Genomic DNA, 19442 nt, shown 5'->3' with positions numbered 1-19442 from the left:
GGCGACCAGGGCTTTCGATCCTCAGCTGACGAGTTCGAGGCCGCCGGAGCGGCACTGCCCGGCGGATAGAGTCGCCCCCACGTCCGGCCCCATCAGGGGTCCGGCCGGCACCATGTCCGAGCGCACCGCCGCACCCGCCGCCCTCGCTGCACGCGGCGCCGATCCTGGAGAGCACGTGTCCCGTGAGCTGCTGAGACCCGCGCTCGCCGCCGGCGCGGACCTCGGTGCCTCCCGAGTGCGCGTGGTCCTCCTGGAAGCGGGCAGGATCGTGGCGAACGCCGAGCGCCCGTACGCGCCTCCTCCACCGCCCGCGAGACGCAGCCTCGCCGAGGTCTGGGCGACCGCCGCCCTCGCGTTCCAGCGCGTGGCTCCGGATCTCCTCGCTCGGGTGGACAGGCTCGCATTCACCGGGCTGCGGGGCGCCGTGGTCGGCGTCGACCCCCTGTCCGGTCGCACCACCGCGGTCTACCCCGACGTCGAGGAGGCGAGCCTCCCGGCCGCCGAGGCTGTCGCCGAGAGGCTGGGCGCGTCCGCCGTAGCGCTGACGGGATGCCCGGCCTCTCCGCTGTCCGGCCTTCCGAAGCTTCTCCTGCACGGCGATCAGGCGCCGCTGTGGACGAGCCTCCCGGACGCACTCGCCTGGAGGGCGACCGGCGAGCTGTGGCTCAGCACCCCGATGGCCCTGCGCCTCGGCGTGCTCACCGCCGACGGTCGTGACGTCTCGTCCGGGCTGCTGCGGCGGCTCGGCTTCGACCCCGGCAAGCTCGCCCCGCTCGCTCCGTCCGGTGCCCCGCTCGGTGCCCTGGCGCCCGCGGCAGCGGCTCAGCTCGGCCTGCCGCCCGGCGTGCAGGTGGTGGCCGCTCCCGGCGACCTCCCCTGCGCGCTCCTCGCGGCTGGTCGCGAGCTCGGCTCCTCCGGTCACCTCCTGCTCGCCTGCCTCGGCACGACCACGGTCGCGATCACTCCCGCCGCGTCCGGCCTCGCCGCCGTCCTTCCCACCGACGTCACCTACGAGATCCTCGGCGCCGATCTCCCGGACGGCCCTGCCCGCGCCATCGAGGTCTCGACCCCGTCGCCCCTGGCTGCTCGGCGAGCGCCCGAGCCGCTTCTTGGGGATGCACTCCCGGCTCTCGCCGAGCGCGCCGCCACCGCCATCCGGCGCGCGGCAGCGATCTCCCCTCCCGACGTGGTGGTGCTGACGGGCAGGGGCGCCGCGGCGCCCGGGGTCGCCGCCAGGATCGCGGACCTCGTGCCGCATCCGGTGGTGACGCTCGCCGACCGCGACCTCGCCGCCCGTGGCGCCGCTCTCGTCGCGGCCGGCCTCGGAACGCCCCGCGCATCGGTTCCCCGTCGGGCGGTGCGAGTCTGAGGGGTTCCGCGAAGAACGTCCGACGCGCGCGGGGTCGCGGCCGCTCCGCCGAGTCTCCAAGATGGGAGCATGCGCGCACGAAGCAGTGGAGCCCTCGGGATCGGACAGGACACGTCGACCGCGGCCGGGGAGGCCCGAGACCTGGCGGGGCGGAAGCCCCTCCGTATCGCGATGATCGGCCACGCGTTCATGGGGCGCGCGCACTCGCAGGCGTGGCGCTCGGTGTCCGCGTTCTTCGACGTGCCCCCGGTCGAGCTCGGCGTCCTCGTGGGGCGGGACGTGGCGCGCACCGGTGCGGCGGCTCAGCAGCTCGGCTGGGCGGAGAGCGCCTCCGACTGGCGGCCCGTCGTCGAGCGCGAGGACATCGACATCGTCGACATCTGCACCCCCGGCGCCTCGCACGCCGAGATCGCGACGGCCGCTCTCGAGGCCGGCAAGCACGTCCTCGTCGAGAAGCCACTCGCGAACACGGTGGAGGACGCGGAGCGGCTGACTCGGCTCGCAAGCACGCGCCCCGGGCAGGCCGCGATCGTGAACTTCAACTACCGCCGGGTGCCCGCTCTCGCCCTGGCGAGGACGATGGTCGAGGAGGGCCGGCTCGGCCCCATCCGCCAGATCCGCGCCGCCTACCTGCAGGACTGGCTGAGCGACCCGGAGGCGCCCATGACGTGGCGGCTGCGGAAGGAGGAGGCCGGCAGCGGGGTCCTCGGCGATCTCGGCTCGCACGTCACCGACCTGATCCGGCACCTCACCGGCGAGACCATCACGAGCGTCGCGGGCGGGCTGCAGACCTTCGTGCCGGAGCGTCCCTCGGGCAGCGGCCGGGAGAAGGTCACCGTCGACGACGCGGCGTGGGCCACGCTCGGCCTGAGCGGCGGCGGGGTGGCGCGCTTCGACGTCAGCCGCGTCGCGCTCGGCCGCAAGAACGGGATGTCCCTCGAGCTCTACGGCGAGCAGGGCGCCCTGCGGTTCGACCTCGAGAACCTCAACGAACTCTGGTTCTACGACGCCGACGACGCCGAGGGCCTGCACGGCTTCCGGCGCATCCTCGTGACCGAGTCGTCGCATCCCTACGCCGGCAGCTGGTGGCCGACCGGGCACATCCTCGGCTGGGAGCACACGTTCACGCACCAGTTCGCGGAGTTCCTCACGGCGATCGAGGAGGGAGTGCCCGCGGACCCGTCGTTCGCGGACGGCCTCGCGGTGCAGCGCGTGCTCGGCGCGGTCGAGCAGAGCGCCGCCGAGGGCGGGCGTACCCTGCCGCTCGACGACTGACCCGGCCCCTCTGCAGAGCGCAGGGGGCCGGGCTCAACCGGCGCCCCGCCTGCGCGGATCAGGACGTTCCGGTGGCTCGCCTGCGCGGATCAGGACTTTCCGGCCGTTACGCACGGGGTTCAGGAGGACACACCGTGCCCAGCGGCGCCGATCCTGATCCGCGCACACGACCGCCGACCCTGATCCGCGCACACGACCCCACCGGGGGCGGACCGCGCAGGCGACCTCAGCGGGTCAGGACGTCCTCCAGGGCGTCGACCGCGCGGTCGATCTCGTGGCGCTCGACGACGAGCGGCGGGGCGAGGCGGATCGTCGAGCCGTGCGTGTCCTTCGCGAGGACGCCGCGGGCCAGCAGGGCCTCGCAGACCGCGCGGCCCGTGCCGACGGACGGATCGACGTCGACGCCCGCCCACAGCCCGGCGCCGCGGACCGCCAGCAGGCCCTGCCCGACCAGCGCCCGCAGGCGCTCGTGCAGGTGCTCCCCGAGTTCCCGCGACCGTGCCTGGAACTCGCCGCTCGCGAGCATCCGGACCACCTCGAGCCCGACCGCGGCCGCGAGCGGGTTGCCCCCGAAGGTCGAGCCGTGCTCGCCGGGCCGCAGCACGCCGAGCACGTCCTCGTTCCCGACGACCGCCGAGACGGGCACGATGCCGCCGCCGAGCGCCTTGCCGAGCACGTACAGGTCTGGGACGACGCCGACGAGGTCGCACGCGAAGGTGGTGCCCGTCCTGCCGAGGCCGGACTGCACCTCGTCGGCCACGAAGAGCACGCGCCGCTCGTCGCAGAGCGCGCGCACCGCGGGGAGGTAGTCCGGCGGCGGCACGATCACGCCCGCCTCGCCCTGAATCGGCTCGAGGAGGACGGCCACGGTGCTGTCGTCCACCGCCGTCCGCAGCGCCCGGATGTCGCCGTACGGCACGATCCGGAAGCCCGGGGTGTAGGGACCGAAGTCGTCGTGCGTCCCCGGGTCGTCGCTGAAGCTCACGATCGTCGTCGTCCGGCCGTGGAAGTTGCCGGACGCCACGACGATGGTCGCGGTGCCGGCCGGGACGCCCTTGCGCCGGTAGCCCCAGGCCCGGGCGACCTTGATCGCCGACTCCACCGCCTCCGCGCCCGTGTTCATGGGCAGGACGAGATCCTTGCGGGCGAGCGACGCGAGCGCCTCGGCGAAGGGACCGAGCCGGTCGTTGTCGAAGGCGCGGCTGGTGAGCGTGATCCGCTGCAGCTGCGCGGTGGCCGCGGCCACGAGACGGGGGTGGGAGTGCCCGAAGTTCACCGCCGAGTACGCCGCGAGGAAGTCGAGGTACCGGCGGCCGTCGACGTCGGTCACCCACGCGCCCTGCCCGGACGCCAGTGTCACGGGCAGGGGCGAGTAGGTGCGGGCGACGCTCAGAGACGGAGTTCGAGAGTGCAGCACTTGACTCCTCCTCCCCCGCGCAGGAGCTCGGACAGGTCCACCCCGATCGGCGTGTAGCCGCGCTCGCGCAGCATCCGCTCGAACCCGGTCGCCTGCTCGGCGATGATCACGTTCCGTCCGTCGCTCACGCAGTTGAGGCCGAGCCACACCGCGTCGTCCTCGCCGACGAGGATCGCGTTCGGGAACCGGCGCTCCAGCTCCGCCCGGCTCCGCTCGTCGAAGGCGCCGGGGAAGTACGCGATGACGGGCAATCCCTCCGGGCCGGGAACCGGATCGAGGACCGCGAGCGCGGTGTCGAGGTGGTAGAAGCGCGGGTCGACGAGCTCGAGACTCACGACCTCCCGGCCGAACACCTCGCCGACCTCCTCGTGACTGCGGCCCGAGCTGCGGAAGCCGGTGCCGGCGAGGATGACGTCGCCGGCGAGCAGGAAGTCGCCCTCCCCCTCGTTCGTCTCCCGCGGCTCCACCACTCGGAAGCCGGTGCGCGCGAGCCACGAGGCGTAGGCCGGCGCCTCACCCGCCCGCTCGGGGTGGGCGAACCGGGGCGCGTAGGCGACACCGTCGAGGGTGAACCCGCCGTTGGCCGCGTACACCATGTCGGGCAGCCCCGGCACCGGGTCCACGAGCAGCACCGTGTGGCCGAGGCTCACGTACAGGTCGTGCAGGCTCTGCCACTGGGCGAGAGCGCGCGCCGTGTCGGTGGGCGCCTCCGGATGCATCCACGGATTGATGCGGTACTCGACGGTGAAGTGGTCGGGCCGGCACATCAGGTAGGTCCGCCTCACGGCCGTGCGCTGCGCCGGGCGGGTGTCGGGTGCGATCAGGGTCATCGTTCTCCTCCTCTGGACAGGGGGCGGACGAAGTCGGCCTCGGGGCGCCGAGGCCCCGGAAGGGACGCCAGGACCCCAGTGTGCCGGGCGATTCGCGCCGATTCGCGAGTTCTCACGCACGGATATGGCGTATCGATCCTCGGCGACGCAATATTCCTTCTCTAGACTCCCCGCGTGGACAACATCGACCGTCGGATCCTCGATCTCCTGCGCCTCAACGCCCGGTCGGGCTACGGCGACATCGGGAACGTCGTAGGGCTCTCCGCGTCCGCCGTGAAGCGCCGGGTGGACCGCCTGGTGGCCGACGGCGTCATCCGCTCCTTCACCATCCAGATCGACCCGGAGGTGGAGGGCCAGAGCACGGAGGCGTGGGTCGAGCTCTTCTGCCGCGGCACCGTCGCCCCCGCCGAGCTGCGCCGGATCCTGTCCGCCGTGCCCGAGGTGGTGTACGCAGGAACGGTGACGGGCAGCGCGGACGCGATCGTGCACATGCGCAGCCGGGACATCCCGAGCCTGGAGCTCGCGCTCGAGCGCGTGCGCGTCGCCCCCAATGTGGACCACACTCGTAGCGCGATCGTGCTCTCGCGACTCGTCTCCCGCGGATCGGACTGACATGGACATCAAGATCGACCTCGCCGACCGGACCCCGGCGGGCGAGCAGCTGCGCCGGCAGCTGCTCCAGCGGATCAAGTCGGGGGCCCTGCCCGCACAGGCCAAGCTGCCGACGGTGCGCGGGCTGGCGGCCCAGCTCGGGATCTCCCCCGGCACGGTCGCCAAGGTCTACCGCGACCTCGAGCACGACGGGCTCGTGGAGACGAACACGAGGAACGGCACGACGGTGGTCGGCTCGTCGGATCCCATCTCCCACCAGGGACAGCTCGCGGCAGCGGCTTTCGCCGAGCGAGCCCGCGCCCTCGGTCTCGGCACCGAGGAGGCGCTGGCCCTGGCGCGAACGGCCCTCGAGGCGGTGGGCGGTCCGGACAGGGCCCGCTGAGCGAGTCGCCGCCGGCACATGAGCGCGTCGATCGACCGGGATCGCGACCCTCTGGAGTTCGCACGGGTGCTCAGCCTGAGCGACGCCATCTTCGGCGTCGCGATGACCCTCCTGGTCATCAGCATCGTGGTCCCGCCCGGGCTGTCCTCGCGGGAGTTCCCCGCCGCCCTCGGGGACCTCGTCCCGCGGATCGCCATCTTCGCCCTGAGCATCGCGATCGCCGCGAGCGCGTGGGTGGACCATCGCCGCCTGTTCGGCCTGGTGCAGCGGATCGACACCGGGCTCCTCGTCCGCAACTTCGTGCTCCTCGGCCTGGTCGCGCTCATCCCGCTGCCGCATCAGGTCCTCGGCGACTACCCGCACGAGCCGCTGGCCTACGTGCTGTACGCGCTGGTGCTCGGCTCGGTGAGCGGGCTGACGGCGGCGATGCAGCTGCACGTCCGCCGCCGCGGCCTGCTCCGCGCCCCGGACGCGGAGCCCACGCTCCGGCTCGAGGTGACGCGCGGGCTGCTCATCGCCGCGGGCTTCGTGCTCAGCATCCCGCTGGCCTTCGTGCTCGGACCGTGGACGCCCATCGTCTGGTTCGCGCTGCTGCCGCTCGACCGCCTGCTGGTGCTGAGGGCGGTCCGGTCGGGTCAGGGACGGCGGCGAGCGCCGAGCTCCGGGTGATCGCGAGCCGCGCCGTCCGGCCGGTGCTCAGTGCTCCGGGACGAGGTCGCTGAGCGGCCCTGGGGCGCCGAAGCGGTGGGTGGTGATCGAGACGGCCTGCTCGCGCAGGAAGGCGAGCAGCTCGACGCGGCCCGCGGCGGTGACCGGACCGTCGTAGATCGTCAGGTCGGGGTTCCCGCCGACCAGGCGCCCGATCGTCCCCGGGGTCCCGGCCGCCATGCGCAGCCGCGAAGTGCCGAGGCCGTCGACGACGCGCTCGGCGAAGGCCGCGTCGCTCTCCTCCAGGAGGGGGATGCTCGCGCTCTCGAGCAGGTCGCGGAGGGCCTTGGACACGGGCACTCCGGTGCTCACCTCGACGGCGGACCTCGCGCGGAGCGCGGCAGCGAGGAGCCGCACCAGATGCGCCACGGGGCCCTCCTCGGGAAGCCGGATCGTGACGGCCGCCGGGCGGTAGCGGAACAGGTTCCGCTCCACCGCGATGCCCGTCACGTCCCGCACCAGGCCGAACTCGGCATCCCACGCGGCCTGGTCGAGGAACGCGGCGTGCCGGGCGAACTCGAACCCCTCGTACGACAGGTCGGCGGTGGCCGCGTCGAGCAGGAGGGCGACGCGGCGGTTGAGTCCCTCGAGGCCGAGGCTCCGCCCCGGCTGCACCGGCTCGGGCCGGAGCGAGCCGAGTGCGAACAGGTAGTTGGGTCCGCCCGCCTTCGCCCCGGGGCCGACCGACGAGCGCTTCCAGCCGCCGAACGGCTGCCGGCGCACGATGGCGCCCGTGATGCCGCGGTTCACATACAGGTTCCCCGCGTCGACACGCTCGAGCCACAGGTCCGCCTCGGCGGGGTCGAGCGAGTGCAGGCCCGCCGTGAGGCCGAACGGGACGGCGTTCTGCAGCTCGATCGCCTCCTCGAGCGTGCGGGCGCGCATCAGCCCCAGCACCGGCCCGAAGTACTCGGTGAGATGGAACGGCGATCCGGGCTCGACCCCCGTGCGGATGCCCGGCGTCCAGAGCCGGTCGCCCAGCCGCTGCGGCGAGACGAGCCACTCCTCGCCGTCGCCGAGCGTGGTGAGCGCCTCCAGCAGCTTCCCGGTGGGCGGCTCGATCACGGGCCCCATCTGAGTGGCGGGGTCCTCGGCCGGGCCTACGGCGAGGGACCGCGCGGCATCGGCGAGCTGGGTCCGGAACCGCCGCGAGCGCGCGACGGAGCCGACGAGGATGGCGAGGCTCGCGGCGGAGCACTTCTGGCCCGCGTGCCCGAAGGCCGAGCGGACGACGTCCCCCGCCGCCAGGTCGAGGTCCGCGCTGGGGGTGACGATGATCGAGTTCTTGCCGCTCGTCTCCGCGAGCAGCGGCAGGTCAGGCCGCCACGACCGGAACAGGGCGGCGGTCTCCCAGGACCCGGTGAGCACCACGCGCTCGACGAGCGGGTTCTCGAGGAGGCGGCGGCCGAGCGCGCCCTCCTCCAGGTCGACGAGTGCGAGGAGATCGCGCGGCACTCCGGCCGACCACAGGATCTCGGCGAGCACGGCGCCCACACGGCGTGCCTGCGGCGCCGGCTTGAGGACGACGCCGCTTCCGGCGGCGAGTGCCGCGAGCACCGAGCCCGCCGGGATCGAGAGGGGGAAGTTCCACGGCGGCGTGACGACCGTGAGCCGGGAGGGGACGAACACGGCCCCGTGCAGGTCGTCGAGCTCGCGGGCCCGGTCCGCGTAGTACGCGGCGAAGTCGACCGCTTCGCTCACCTCGGGGTCGCCCTCGCCGAGCGTCTTCCCCGTCTCCGCCGCCGCGAACTCGAGCAGCTCTCCGCGCGCGGCCGCCAGCGCCGCCGCGGCCCGATCGAGGACGACCGCGCGCTCGGCGCCGCTCCGGCGTCCCCACGCCTCCCCGGCCCGCGCGGTGCGCTCCAGGATGGCGTCGAGCACGGCGGCCTCCTCGACCCGGGCGGCCTGCAGGGCGGCCGACCCGAGGGAGGTGTGCCGTGCCCGCTCCAGCACCCCACGCGCCCACTCGCGGTTGCCGGGCAGGGACGGATCGGTGTCGGGCTCGTTGCGGAAGGGGGCGCCCTCCCGGGGGACCGGATGCTCCGTCCGGCGATCCTGCGTCCGGTTCGGGCGGAGCGGCGCCCGGTCGGCGAGCGCTGCGAGGGACCGGGAGAACCTGGCCCGCTCCCGCTCGAACGCGGCGGGATCGGAGGCGAGGTCGAACGCGGCCGAGAGGAAGTTCTCCTCGCTCGCGTTCTCCTCGAGCCGGCGCACGAGGTAGGAGATCGCCACGTCGAACTCGCGCGGCTGGACGACCGGCGTGTAGAGGAGCAGGCCGCCGACGTCCTCGCCCACCACGGCCGCCTGCGCCGTGGCCATGCCGAGCAGCATCTCGACCTCCACGCGGTCGGCGACGCCCCGCTCCTTCGCGAGCAGCCAGGCGTGCGCGATGTCGAAGAGGTTGTGCCCCGCGATCCCGAGGCGCACGGCGTCCGTCCGGGCGGGAGTCATCGCCCAGTCGAGGACCCTCTTGTAGTTCGTGTCGGTGGCCTGCTTGGACCCGAGCGTCGCGAGCGGCCAGTCGTGCATCTGCGCGTCGACCCGCTCCATCGCGAGGTTCGCGCCCTTCACCACCCTCACCTTGACGGGCGCGCCGCCCCGCTCCCGCCGCTCGGTCGCCCATCCCGTCAGCTCCTGCAGCGCGGGCAGGGCATCGGGAAGGTAGGCCTGGAGCACGATGCCCGCCTCGAGCCGGAGGAGCTCCGGCCGGTCGAGCAGCCGGCGGAACACCGCGAGGGTCAGGTCGAGGTCGCGGTACTCCTCCATGTCGAGGTTGATGAACTTGCGCGTGGGTGCGGTCGCCGCGAACCGGTAGAGGGGCAGGAGACGCTCCACGACGCGCTCCACCGTCTCGTCGAAGCCCCACATCGTGAGCTGTCCGGCGACCGCGGACACCTTGACCGAGACGTAGTCGACGTCGGCGCGCTCGAGCAGCGCGCGGGTGCCCGCCAAGCGCCGGCGGGCCTCGTCCTCGCCCAGCACCGCCTCGCCGAGCAGGTTGATGTTGAGGCGAGCGCCCGTCGCCTTCAGGCGGGCGATCTCCGTGCCGAGGCGCGCGGGCCGGGCGTCGAGCACGAGATGCCCGACCATCCGGCGCAGCACGTACCGGGCGACGGGTACGACGGGCCAGGGGAACAGCGGCCCGAGGAGGGCCCCCGCGGCGAGGGCCGCCCGCTGCGGCAGAGGCAGGAAGCGGGGCACGCGGGGCAGGAGCCTGCGAAGGTTCCGGGCCGCGACCCGGAGGTCCTCGGGCCGCACGACGCCGTCGATGAACCCGACGGTGAAGGGGAGCCCGTCGGGGTCGTGCAGGACGCCCGCGAGCCGGGCGGCCGACGGATCGACGGGGATGCCGGCGCTGCGCTCCAGCCAGGCGCGGACCAGCGCGACGGCCTCCTCCTCGAGCGCCGACACGTGCGTCATCCGCGAAGACACCTGCGTCATGCTCGAAGGATAGGCACACGCCGACGCGGCGGTGGGAAGCGCTCGGAAGCCGCACGGAAACGCAGACGGAACGGAGGAGCGCCCCTTGCGGAGCCGCTAGTCTCCCGATATGGCGACGCCCATCACCCTGGACGAGGTCGCCGCCCTGCGCGAGGCCGTCACCGGGGTCGTGTACGCGCGCGGGGATGAGGGCCTGGCCGCCGAGGTCGCCTGCTACAACACCGCGATCGTGCACGACCCGGACGTCGTCGTCGGGGCACGGACCGTCGGCGACGTCGTCACCGCCGTGCAGTTCGCGGGCGCGCACGCGATCCCCGTCTTCGTCCAGGCCACGGGTCACGGCGCGTTCGCCCCGATCACGGACGGCCTCCTCATCACGACCTCCCGGATGGACTCGGTCGCGGTCGACCCGGCGCGGAGGATCGCGTCGATCAGCGCGGGCACGCGCTGGGGGGCCGTCGTCGAGGCGGCCGCCCGCTACGGGCTCGCGCCCATCACGGGCTCCTCCGACACCGTGGGGGCCGTCGGCTACACGCTCGGCGGCGGGCTCGGGCCGCTGTCGCGCACCTACGGCTTCACAGCGGACTGGGTGCGCGCCTTCACCGTCGTCACCGCCGACGCCCGGATCGTCCGTGCGACCGCCTCGGAGCACGAGGATCTGTTCTGGGCGCTGCGCGGAGGCAAGGGCGGTCTCGGCGTCGTGGTCGAGATGGACCTCGAGCTCGTTCCGCTGCGGACGTTCTACGGCGGCGGCCTCTTCTTCGACACGGCGCACGTCGAGGACGCGATGCGGGCGTGGGTGGACTGGGTGCACACGGTCCCCGACACCGTCACGTCCTCGGTGGCGCTCGTGCGCTTCCCGCCGATCGACGAGGTGCCCGAGGCGCTGCGGGGCAAGTTCGTGCTGCACCTGCGCTACGCGTTCGTCGGCGACGAGACGGAGGGCGAGCGGCTGCTCGCCCCGATCCGCGGCGCCGCACCCGCGTTCCTGGACCTCGTGGGCGAGATGCCCATGTCGGCGATCGGCTCCATCCACAACGACGACGACTCCCCCGGGCCCGCCTGGGACCGCGGGATGCAGCTGAAGGACATCGACCAGGACTTCGTCACGGAGTTCCTCGCCCGCGCGGGTCCGCGGTCCGACGTGCCGTTCATCGCCATCGAGATCCGGCACATCGGCGGTGCCGCCGGCCAGGAGCAGCACGGCGGGACGGCCGTCGGCGGCCGCTCGGCGCCGTTCACCCTCGTCATGATCGGGGTGCCGGTGCCCGAGCTCTTCGCGGTGGCGATGCCGCAGAAGTCGGACTACATCGTCGCCGGGATCCTCCCGTGGATCGCGAGCGAGACGAACATCAACTTCCTCGGCCACATCGCATCGACGCAGCAGTTCGCGAGCGCCTGGCCGAGTCACGCTTACGACCGCCTGGCGGAAACCCGGAGCACCTGGGATCCCGGCCGGATGTTCGCCTACGGCCCCTGACGTCAGTGGCCGCGGTGGTCCTGGATGGTCATCTTGGGACCGAACCGCGGCTTGCGGAAGCCGCTCGCGAGGATGATGCGGACGACCCGCTGGCGGTGGCCGCGCCACGGCTCCAAGAGCTCGAGCATCCCGTCGTCGTCGACCGGGCCGCCGGTGAGCGCCCACCCCACGATGTCGTGCAGGTGGTAGTCGCCGACGCTGACCTCGTCGGGGTCCCCGTGGGCGCGCTGGCTGGTCTCGGCCGCGGTCCAGATGCCGACGCCGACCACGGTGCGCAGCCGGGCGTGCACCTCGGGCCCTCCGCGCCCGAGGTCGAGCGTCCGCTCGAGCGACGAGGCGACGCGGGCGGCCTCCACGCACGTGCGCGAGCGCCGGGGGTCGACCCCCGCCCGATGCCATTCCCAGGACGGAATACGCCGCCACGTGTGCGGGTCCGGGAAGACGCGCATCCCCTCGGGAGCGGGTCCCGGCGCCGGCTCGCCGTACCGCCGGACGAGGCGGCGCCAGGAGGCGTGGGCCTCCTTGACCGTGACCTTCTGCTCGAGGATGGCCGCCACCAGCATCTCGACGACGAGGCCGACCCTCGCGAGGCGGAGCCCCGGGAGTCGCCGCGCGGCCTCGGCGAGCGCGGGAGCGCCCGAGAGGTCGAGGCCCGAGGGGTCGTCTCCGGCGCCGAGGAGCTCCGGGACGCCGTCGATCGCCCACTCGGCGCCGGGGCCCCAGGCGCGGGCGTGGACGTCACCGGAGGCGGTCTGCGCCAGGTGCAGGGTGGCGGGACCCTCCGGCGTGCGGAGCGTGCGCCAGACTCCGGGGACGCCGTGCCGCCCGGCGAGATCCCACACGAGCGTGGGGTCTCCCGGTCCTCGTCCGAGCTGCGAGAGGACGAGCCGGAGGTCGACGGGATCCGCGGGCGACCACACCGTGGAGGCGACGGCCGCGGGAAGCGAGACCGCCGTCGCCGTTCCCGCTGCCCCCACCCGGTCATGGTACGTGAGGGGCTCCGCCACTAGCGTGAGGGCACGGCGACGGCCGCCGGGGAGGGGGAGCGCCATGTCCTACCGAGCGATCGTCGTCCAGGAGGGCGTCCCCGTGGAGCCCCGCCTCCGCACCATCGACGGCCCCTGCACACCGGCGCCGGCGGATCCGGTCGAGATCCACGTCAGTCACTCCTCGGTCAACTACAAGGATGCGCTGGCGCTCACGGGCGGCAAGGGCGTCCTCCGCCACCTTCCCATGGTGCCAGGGATCGACGCCGCCGGCGTGCTCGCCGCCGACACGCAGGCGCTCACGGCCGGGACCCCGGTGCTCGTGAACGGCGCCGGGCTCGGCGAGCGCACCGACGGCGGCCTCGCTGAGCGCGTGCTGGCGACCGCGGACACCGTGCTCCCGATCCCGGAGAGCTTCTCCGCGTGGGACGCGGCGGCCGTCGGGACCGCCGGCTTCACGGCGGCTCTGGCCGTGCTCGCCCTGCAGCGGCACGGCCTGGAGCCCGGCGCTGGGGAGGTGCTCGTCACCGGCGCGGGCGGCGGAGTCGGCTCGTACGCGGTCGCGCTCCTCGCCGCGCTCGGTCACTCGGTCGTGGCCTCCACCGGGCGGGTGCCCGAGCGGGGGCCGGAGCTCGAGGCGCTGGGAGCCGCCGAGGTCATGGACCGCGCGGAGCTCGGCCACCCGGGCGGCAAGCCGCTCCAGTCGGCCCGCTGGTCCGCGGTCGTGGACTCGGTCGGCGGGGTCCCGCTGGCGAACGCCCTGGCGCAGACGCGGTACGGCGGCATCGTCGCGGCCTGCGGGCTCGCCGGCAGCTCGGCCCTCCCCGCGACGGTGCTGCCGTTCATCCTGCGCGCGGTCACTCTGGTCGGCATCAACTCGGTGGACGCCGCCCGGGCGTCCCGGACGGCGGCCTGGGAGCTCATCGTGGAGCACCTGCGCTCGGGAACGATCTCGGCGATCGCGTCCCGGACCGTCGGTCTGCGGGAGGCCATCGCCGTCGCCCGCGAGGTGCTCGACGGGCGGATCCCCGGACGCGTGGTGGTCGACGTCCGGGAGTGACGCCGGCGGCGACGCTGCCCTGTTGCTCCACCCGCTGCGGAACGAGGTCTCCCGGCTACTCGGGGGCGACCGCCTCGGCCGCCGCACGTGCCGCATGCGGCAGCGCGGCATCGATCCGCTGGAGCGCGGCGTCGTCGTGCGCCGCGGTGACGAACCAGGCCTCGTACACCGACGGCGGCAGCGAGACTCCCTGCCGCAGCATGGCGTGGAAGAACGGCGGGTACCGCCACGCCTCCTGCCGCTTCACGGCCGCGTAGTCGGTGGGCGCGGGCGCGTCGCCGAAGACGACGCTGAAGAGGCTGCCCGCCCGCTGGATGCCGTGGGCGACACCCTCGAGCGACAGGGCGGCCGAGACGGCGTCCGCGATGCGATCCGCCGTCGCGTCCAGGTGCGAGTAGACGGCGTCGTCGGCGAGGCGCAGCGTGGTGAGGCCCGCCGCCACGGCGACCGGGTTCCCGGACAGCGTTCCCGCCTGGTACACGGGTCCGCGGGGCGCGAGGAGCTCCATGACCTCGGCCCGGCCTCCGAGCGCCGCGAGCGGCATCCCGCCGCCCACGACCTTCCCGAAGGTGAACAGGTCCGGGGTGTACTCCGCCCCGTCGCTGTTCTCGAGGCCCCACCAGCCCGCGCCGCCGACGCGGAACCCGGTGAGCACCTCGTCGAGGATCACGAGAGCGCCGTGCTCGCGCGCGATGCGGTGGACCTCGGCGTTGAACCCGGGGGCCGGGGGGACCACGCCCATGTTGGCGGCGGCGGCCTCGAGGATGACGGCGGCGATCGAGTCGCCATGCTCGGCGAACGCGGCCTCGACAGCGGCGACGTCGTTGTACGGCAGCACCAGGGTGTTCGCGGCGACCGCGGCGGGGACCCCCGCCGAGCCCGGCAGCGCGAGCGTCGCGACACCGGAGCCGGCCTCGGCGAGCAGGGCGTCGGAGTGCCCGTGGTAGTGGCCGGAGAACTTGACGAGCAGGTCGCGGCCGGTCGCGCCGCGCGCCAGGCGGATCGCGGTCATCGTCGCCTCGGTGCCGGTCGAGACGAGCCGCACGCGCTCGACGGGCCTTGTGCCGGCCGCGGCGACGCGCTCGATGATCAGCTCCGCGAGCTCCGTCTCGGCAGGGGTGGACGCGCCGAAGGACAGTCCCTGCTCCGCCGCCCTCTGGACGGCGCGGACCACCTCGGGGTGCGCGTGGCCGAGGATCGCCGGCCCCCAGGACGCCACGAGGTCCACGTACTCCGCGCCCTCGCTGTCGACGACGTACGGCCCCGCGGCACGCACGAGGAAGCGCGGCGTGCCGCCGACCGATCCGAAGGCGCGCACCGGGGAGTTCACACCGCCGGGGATCGAGCGCTGAGCGCGCTCGAAGAGCTCCTCGTTCATCGCTCCTCCGCGAGCCAGCGGGCCGCTTCGACGGCCCAGTAGGTCAGCACCGCCCCGGCTCCCGCCCGGCGGATCCCGACGAGGGACTCGAGGACGGCCCGGCGACGGTCGATCCAGCCGTTGGCGGCCGCGGCCTCGATCATCGCGTACTCACCGGACACCTGATATGCCCAGACCGGAATGGACGACACGGCCGCCACGTCGGCGAGCACGTCCAGGTAGACGGACGCCGGCTTCACCATGACGATGTCGGCGCCCTCGGCCTCGTCGAGCGCGGCCTCGCGGACGCCCTCCCGGCGGTTGGCAGGGTCGAGCTGGTACGTGCGGCGGTCGCCCTTGAGCTGCGAGTCGACCGCCTCGCGGAAGGGCCCGTAGAAGGCGGACGCGTACTTCCCTGCGTAGGCCAGGATCGCGGTGCCGGTGTAGCCCCGGCCGTCGAGCGCCTCGCGGACCGCGGCGACCTGGTGGTCCATCATCCCGGACAGCCCCAGGAGCTGGGATCCGCTCTCGGCCTGCACCAGCGCCATCTCGCGATAGCGGAGCAGCGTCGCGTCGTTGTCCACGGACCCGTCGTCGGCGAGCACGCCGCAGTGGCCGTGGTCGGTGAACTCGTCCAGGCAGAGGTCGGTCTGGACCACGAGCGCGTCCCCGACCTCCTCGGCCGCGATCCGGGTCGCGACGTTGAGGATCCCGTCGGGGTCGGTCGCGCCGCTGCCGACCGCGTCGCGCCGCTCGGGGACGCCGAAGAGCATGACCCCGCCGACCCCGGCCTCGGCCGCGGCGGCGAGCGCGGATCGGAAGCTGTCCGTCGAGTGCTGGACGACCCCCGGCATGGAGCGGATCGGCACCGGCTCGGCCGCGCCCTCGCGCACGAACATGGGCAGGACGAGCTCCGCGGGCGCGACGCGGGTCTCGGCGACGAGCCGGCGGAAGGCGGGCGTCGCCCGGAGCCGGCGGGGACGGACGGGATTCACTGCTGGCGCTCCAGGGCGGCGGCGACGAGGGACTGGATGAGGGACTCGGCGCTGCGCTCCGCCGCCACGAGGTCCACGCGGAGGCCGGCGGCCCGGGCGTCGGCCGCGGTGCGGGGCCCGATGCAGGCGAGAAGCGTGCTCTCCGGGATCGGGCCGAGCTGCTGCTGCACCTGGTGGGCGACGCTTCCGGAGGTGACGAGGATGGCGTCCACCCGGCCCTCCGCGACGTCTCTCCGGATGGCCTCGTCCACGGGCACCCCGACCGTCCGGTAGGCGACCACCGACTCCACGTCGTGACCGAGCTCGCGGAGTCCGTCCGTCAGCACGGGCTTCGCGATGTCGGAGCGCAGGGCGAGCACGCGCTGCCGACCGGGCCCGTCGAGCATCTCCGACCACTCACGGAGGAGCCCGGCGGCGGAGTTATCCTCGCTCGGCACGAAGTCGACGCGGTAGCCGGTGGCGACGAGGGCGGCGGCCGTCGTCTCGCCGACCGCGGCGATGCGGGTGCGCTCCGGCACCGCCACTCGGTGGGAGGACAGCACGTCGACGGTCGTGGCGCTGGTCACGGTCATCCAGTCGAACTCGCCCGCCGAGAGCCGACGCAGCGCCTCCTCTAGCGCGGGAGCATCCCCGGTGGACGCGAAGTTGATCATCGGGGCCACGATCGGCGACGCGCCCTTGGCGCGGAGGTCGGCGGCCACCTCGTGTCCCCATGGTCCGCCGCGGGGGACCAGCACACGCCAGCCGGACAGCGGCTTGCCGCCGTTCATGCTCCCGCTCCGAGCGGAGCGAGCTCCGCGGCGCCCGCCGAGAAGAGCTGCTCCACGAGCCGCAGCCCCGCATCCATGGCGGCGGTGCCGGAGTCGAGCGGCTGCGTCACGGCGCCGCGGACCGCAGCGGATCCGTCGGGGCGGTAGACGGCCGCCCAGAGGGAGAGGACACCGTCCTCGATGCGGCTGGACGCCGCGACGGGCGCCGTGCATCCCGCGCCGAGGCCGCGCAGGACCTCGCGCTCGGCGGCCGCCCCGTTCTCCGCGTCCGCATCCGCCAGTGCGCGAGCGGCGCGGGCGAGGTCGGTGCCCAGGGCGTCCTCGACCCGCACCTCGAGTGCGAGCGCGCCCTGACCGGGAGCGGTCGGCCACTCCTCGAGCGGGAGCACCTCGGCGATCTCCGTCTCGCGCCCGAGGCGGCCGAGCCCGGCGGCGGCGAGGACGACCGCGTCGAGACGGCCGCTTTCGACGTGGCGCAGACGAGTGTCGACGTTGCCGCGGAGGTCCACGACGTCGAGGTCGGCACGGGCCGCCCGCAGCTGGGCGATCCGCCGCGGCGAGCCGGTGCCGACGCGCGCGCCCTCCGGGAGGTCGCCGAGCCCACGGCCGTCGCGCGAGCACAGCACGTCGCGGGCGTCCTCGCGGACGGGAACCGCGACGAGCGCGAGCCCCTCCACCGGAGCGGTCGGCAGGTCCTTGAGCGAATGCACCACGACGTCGCAACGGTCCTCGAGCAGCGCCACCCGGAGCGTGGCCGCGAACACGCCGCGGCCGCCGATGAGCGACAGCGACTCGGTCCGGACGTCGCCCTCGCTGACGAGGGGGACGAGCTCGACCTCCGACCCGCTCGCTCGGCGCAGTGCGTCCGCCACGCCGCCCGCTTGAGCGAGGGCCAGGGCGCTGCCCCGGGTCCCGACGCGGATCGTCACGGGGCCAGCCCGGCGACGGCCGGCTTGAAGCCGAGCCGCACGTTCTCACAGCAGCCGGGACGGCACACGTCGTACCAGGGGCCGAGCCCGGTCCGAGCCGGACGCTCCGCGGCCGGGACGCCGTCGCGGCGCTCGAGGACGAGGTCGACGAGACCCGAGACGTACCGCTCGTGCACCCCGGGCGTGGGAACGCGGACGGCCACGAGCCCCTGCTCCCGCGCGGTCTCGAGCGCCTCGGTGTCGAGGTCCCACTTCACTTCCATGTGGTCGCTGACGAAGCCGAGCGGCACGATCACGACGGCCCGCACGCCCGTGCCGGCCAGCTCCTCGAGACGGTCGTTGATGTCCGGCTCCAGCCAGGGCTGGCTCGGCGGGCCGCTGCGCGACTGGTAGACGAGGTCCCACGGCGCGCCGCGTCCCGCCTCCGCCATGACGACCTCGGCCACCGCGAGGTGCTGGGCCGCGTAGGCGCCGCCCTCCCCGAAGCCGCGCTCGGCCGGGCCCGAGCGCCGCGCATCCTCGCTGGGGATGGAGTGCGTGGCGAAGAGGACGTGCGCCTCGGTGGCGATGTCGATGCCGGGCACCGCCTCCTCGATGCGTGCGAGACCGTCGCGGAGACCCTCGACGAACGGCTCGACGAAGCCCGGGTGGTCGAAGAACTGGCGGACCTTGTCGACCTGCAGCGTGCCGAGCAGCCCGGTCTCCTCGAGGGCGCGGGCGATGTCCTCGCGGTACTGGCGGCAGCTGGAGTAGGAGCTGTAGGCGCTGGTCGCGATCGCGATGAGCTTGCGGTGGCCCGCCTCGGCCGCCTCGCGGAGGGCGTCACCGACGTACGGGGCCCAGTTGCGGTTCCCCCACAGCACCGGGAGGTCGATGCCGCGACGGGCGAGCTCGCGCTCGAGAGCGGCCTTCAGCTCCCGGTTCTGGTCGTTGATCGGGCTGACACCGCCGAACGCCCGGTAGTGGTGAGCCACCTCCTCCAGGCGCTCGTCCGGGATGCCCCGCCCGCGGGTGACGTTGCGGAGGAACGGGAGGACGTCGTCCTGACCCTCGGGTCCCCCGAAGCTCGCGAGGAGGATCGCGTCGTACGCGACCGGGACCTCGACGTGCTCGGGACCGCCCGCGGCCGCCTCGGTCGCCGCGAGGACCGGCTCGGTCATGAGAGCACCTCGGGGAGCTCGGACGGCGCGATCAGGCGTCCCGTGAAGAAGGGCACCTCCTCGCGGACGTGCATCCGCGCGTCGGTGGCCCTCAGGTCGCGCATCATGTCGACGAGGTCGACGAGGATGTCGGACTCCATCGGCAGGATCCATTCGTAGTCGCCGAGCGCGAAGGCGGCGACGGTGTTGGCGACGACCGACTTGTAGGCGGCGCCCTTCCGGCCGTGCTCGGCGAGCATCCGCTTGCGCTCGTCCTCCGGCAGCACGTACCAGTCGTAGGAGCGCACGAACGGGTACACCGTCAGCCAGTTCCGAGCGCGCTCACCGCGCAGGAAGCCGGGCACGTGCGAGGCGCTGAACTCGGCCTCGCGGTGCACCCCGAGTGCGTTCCAGGTCGGCAGGAGGGTCGAGAGCAGCGCCGTGCGACGCAGCTGGCGGAGCGCCATCTGCAGGTCCTCGGCCGCGGAGCCGACGATCCAGACCATCACGTCGGCGTCGGCGCGGAGCGAGGACACATCGTAGAAGCCGCGCACCGTGATGCCCTCGGCGGAGAGCTCGGCGACGAGGTTCTCGATCTCCTCGGCAGCCCCCGCCGGAGCGGGGTGCGAGGGATTGCGTCGGAACACGGCCCACAGCGCATAAGCGGTGGACGTCATGGATTCCATTCTCCA

The 19442-nt window shown here is 74.0% G+C and carries 17 protein-coding genes; 7 read left to right on the top strand and 10 right to left on the bottom strand.

Annotated features, from left to right (window positions below; genetic code table 11):
• Positions 1 to 112 precede the first annotated feature (112 nt).
• Together J3P30_RS06110 and J3P30_RS06105 are read left to right on the top strand one after the other, a co-directional pair.
• Complete coding sequence (locus J3P30_RS06110) at positions 113 to 1369, top strand: hypothetical protein (protein ID WP_210480055.1); 1257 nt, start codon at positions 113 to 115, stop codon at positions 1367 to 1369.
• A gap of 171 nt (positions 1370 to 1540) precedes the next feature.
• Positions 1541 to 2644: a Gfo/Idh/MocA family protein gene (locus tag J3P30_RS06105; protein ID WP_246853070.1), complete on the top strand. Its 1104-nt coding sequence runs from the start codon at positions 1541 to 1543 to the stop codon at positions 2642 to 2644.
• A gap of 226 nt (positions 2645 to 2870) precedes the next feature.
• Here J3P30_RS06105 and rocD read toward each other — a convergent pair whose 3' ends face one another.
• Positions 2871 to 4061, bottom strand: a complete 1191-nt coding sequence (gene rocD / locus J3P30_RS06100; RefSeq protein WP_210480053.1) for an ornithine--oxo-acid transaminase — start codon at positions 4059 to 4061, stop codon at positions 2871 to 2873.
• Positions 4034 to 4891, bottom strand: coding sequence for a dimethylargininase (gene ddaH / locus J3P30_RS06095; protein ID WP_210480052.1), 858 nt, complete (start codon positions 4889 to 4891; stop codon positions 4034 to 4036). Before ddaH ends, rocD begins: the two co-directional genes overlap by 28 nt.
• Positions 4892 to 5065: 174 nt before the next feature.
• Here ddaH and J3P30_RS06090 point away from each other — a divergent pair, with 174 nt between their 5' ends.
• Genes J3P30_RS06090 through J3P30_RS06080 form a run of 3 tightly spaced genes read left to right on the top strand, consistent with a single transcriptional unit; the run spans position 5066 to position 6554 of the window.
• On the top strand, positions 5066 to 5503 hold the full coding sequence (locus J3P30_RS06090; protein WP_210480051.1) for an Lrp/AsnC family transcriptional regulator: 438 nt from the start codon (positions 5066 to 5068) through the stop codon (positions 5501 to 5503).
• Between the two features lies 1 nt (position 5504).
• Positions 5505 to 5885 carry a GntR family transcriptional regulator gene (locus J3P30_RS06085; protein WP_210480050.1) on the top strand — a complete coding sequence of 127 codons (381 nt, stop codon included), beginning with the start codon at positions 5505 to 5507 and terminating at the stop codon, positions 5883 to 5885.
• Positions 5886 to 5903: 18 nt separating this feature from the next.
• Positions 5904 to 6554 (top strand): TMEM175 family protein, encoded by a 651-nt coding sequence (locus J3P30_RS06080; protein ID WP_210480049.1) that lies wholly within the window; start codon positions 5904 to 5906, stop codon positions 6552 to 6554.
• A gap of 27 nt (positions 6555 to 6581) precedes the next feature.
• On the opposite strand, the gene J3P30_RS06075 is transcribed toward J3P30_RS06080, so the two are convergent.
• Entirely contained in the window at positions 6582 to 10034 is a 3453-nt protein-coding gene (locus tag J3P30_RS06075; protein WP_210480048.1) for a proline dehydrogenase family protein, read from the bottom strand.
• Between the two features lie 109 nt (positions 10035 to 10143).
• Here J3P30_RS06075 and J3P30_RS06070 point away from each other — a divergent pair, with 109 nt between their 5' ends.
• Complete coding sequence (locus J3P30_RS06070) at positions 10144 to 11514, top strand: FAD-binding oxidoreductase (protein WP_210480047.1); 1371 nt, start codon at positions 10144 to 10146, stop codon at positions 11512 to 11514.
• 2 nt (positions 11515 to 11516) lie between these two features.
• Here J3P30_RS06070 and J3P30_RS06065 read toward each other — a convergent pair whose 3' ends face one another.
• Positions 11517 to 12491, bottom strand: a complete 975-nt coding sequence (locus J3P30_RS06065) for a DNA-3-methyladenine glycosylase 2 family protein (protein WP_307807417.1) — start codon at positions 12489 to 12491, stop codon at positions 11517 to 11519.
• 73 nt (positions 12492 to 12564) lie between these two features.
• Between J3P30_RS06065 and J3P30_RS06060 the strand changes: the two genes are divergently transcribed.
• Positions 12565 to 13560 (top strand): acryloyl-CoA reductase, encoded by a 996-nt coding sequence (locus J3P30_RS06060; protein WP_210480045.1) that lies wholly within the window; start codon positions 12565 to 12567, stop codon positions 13558 to 13560.
• A 55-nt stretch (positions 13561 to 13615) separates the two neighbouring features.
• Here the strand turns inward: J3P30_RS06060 and hemL are convergent, their stop codons facing one another.
• The 6 genes from hemL to hemQ are packed head-to-tail and all read right to left on the bottom strand — an operon-like array spanning position 13616 to position 19436.
• Positions 13616 to 14938: a glutamate-1-semialdehyde 2,1-aminomutase gene (gene hemL, locus J3P30_RS06055; RefSeq protein WP_210480044.1), complete on the bottom strand. Its 1323-nt coding sequence runs from the start codon at positions 14936 to 14938 to the stop codon at positions 13616 to 13618.
• Entirely contained in the window at positions 14935 to 15912 is a 978-nt protein-coding gene (gene hemB / locus J3P30_RS06050; protein ID WP_210480043.1) for a porphobilinogen synthase, read from the bottom strand. The genes hemL and hemB overlap by 4 nt, the downstream gene beginning before the upstream one ends.
• Positions 15909 to 16682, bottom strand: coding sequence for a uroporphyrinogen-III synthase (locus J3P30_RS06045; RefSeq protein WP_210480042.1), 774 nt, complete (start codon positions 16680 to 16682; stop codon positions 15909 to 15911). Before J3P30_RS06045 ends, hemB begins: the two co-directional genes overlap by 4 nt.
• Positions 16679 to 17611: a hydroxymethylbilane synthase gene (gene hemC / locus J3P30_RS06040; protein WP_210480041.1), complete on the bottom strand. Its 933-nt coding sequence runs from the start codon at positions 17609 to 17611 to the stop codon at positions 16679 to 16681. The genes J3P30_RS06045 and hemC overlap by 4 nt, the downstream gene beginning before the upstream one ends.
• The gene (locus tag J3P30_RS06035) at positions 17608 to 18771 is read right to left on the bottom strand and encodes a ferrochelatase (protein WP_210480040.1); all 1164 of its coding nucleotides are present in this window, start codon (positions 18769 to 18771) and stop codon (positions 17608 to 17610) included. The genes hemC and J3P30_RS06035 overlap by 4 nt, the downstream gene beginning before the upstream one ends.
• A complete protein-coding gene (gene hemQ, locus J3P30_RS06030) occupies positions 18768 to 19436 on the bottom strand; it encodes a hydrogen peroxide-dependent heme synthase (protein WP_210480039.1) in 669 nt (222 codons plus the stop codon). The genes J3P30_RS06035 and hemQ overlap by 4 nt, the downstream gene beginning before the upstream one ends.
• Positions 19437 to 19442: the final 6 nt, after the last annotated feature.

The organism is Naasia sp. SYSU D00948, from assembly GCF_017916515.1.
Taxonomy (GTDB): Bacteria; Actinomycetota; Actinomycetes; order Actinomycetales; family Microbacteriaceae; genus Naasia.
Note: the sequence above shows the minus strand (reverse complement) of the source record. Positions and strands in the feature narration are given on the sequence as shown.

Coding starts and splice junctions, on each gene's coding strand:
- J3P30_RS06110 (WP_210480055.1), top strand. CDS start 113: ATGTCCGAGCGCACCGCCGCACCCGCCGCCCTCGCTGCACGCGGCGCC.
- J3P30_RS06105 (WP_246853070.1), top strand. CDS start 1,541: ATGATCGGCCACGCGTTCATGGGGCGCGCGCACTCGCAGGCGTGGCGC.
- ddaH (WP_210480052.1), bottom strand. CDS start 4,891: ATGACCCTGATCGCACCCGACACCCGCCCGGCGCAGCGCACGGCCGTG.
- J3P30_RS06085 (WP_210480050.1), top strand. CDS start 5,505: ATGGACATCAAGATCGACCTCGCCGACCGGACCCCGGCGGGCGAGCAG.
- J3P30_RS06080 (WP_210480049.1), top strand. CDS start 5,904: ATGAGCGCGTCGATCGACCGGGATCGCGACCCTCTGGAGTTCGCACGG.
- J3P30_RS06075 (WP_210480048.1), bottom strand. CDS start 10,034: ATGACGCAGGTGTCTTCGCGGATGACGCACGTGTCGGCGCTCGAGGAG.
- J3P30_RS06070 (WP_210480047.1), top strand. CDS start 10,144: ATGGCGACGCCCATCACCCTGGACGAGGTCGCCGCCCTGCGCGAGGCC.
- J3P30_RS06060 (WP_210480045.1), top strand. CDS start 12,565: ATGTCCTACCGAGCGATCGTCGTCCAGGAGGGCGTCCCCGTGGAGCCC.
- hemL (WP_210480044.1), bottom strand. CDS start 14,938: ATGAACGAGGAGCTCTTCGAGCGCGCTCAGCGCTCGATCCCCGGCGGT.
- J3P30_RS06045 (WP_210480042.1), bottom strand. CDS start 16,682: ATGAACGGCGGCAAGCCGCTGTCCGGCTGGCGTGTGCTGGTCCCCCGC.
- J3P30_RS06035 (WP_210480040.1), bottom strand. CDS start 18,771: ATGACCGAGCCGGTCCTCGCGGCGACCGAGGCGGCCGCGGGCGGTCCC.
- hemQ (WP_210480039.1), bottom strand. CDS start 19,436: ATGGAATCCATGACGTCCACCGCTTATGCGCTGTGGGCCGTGTTCCGA.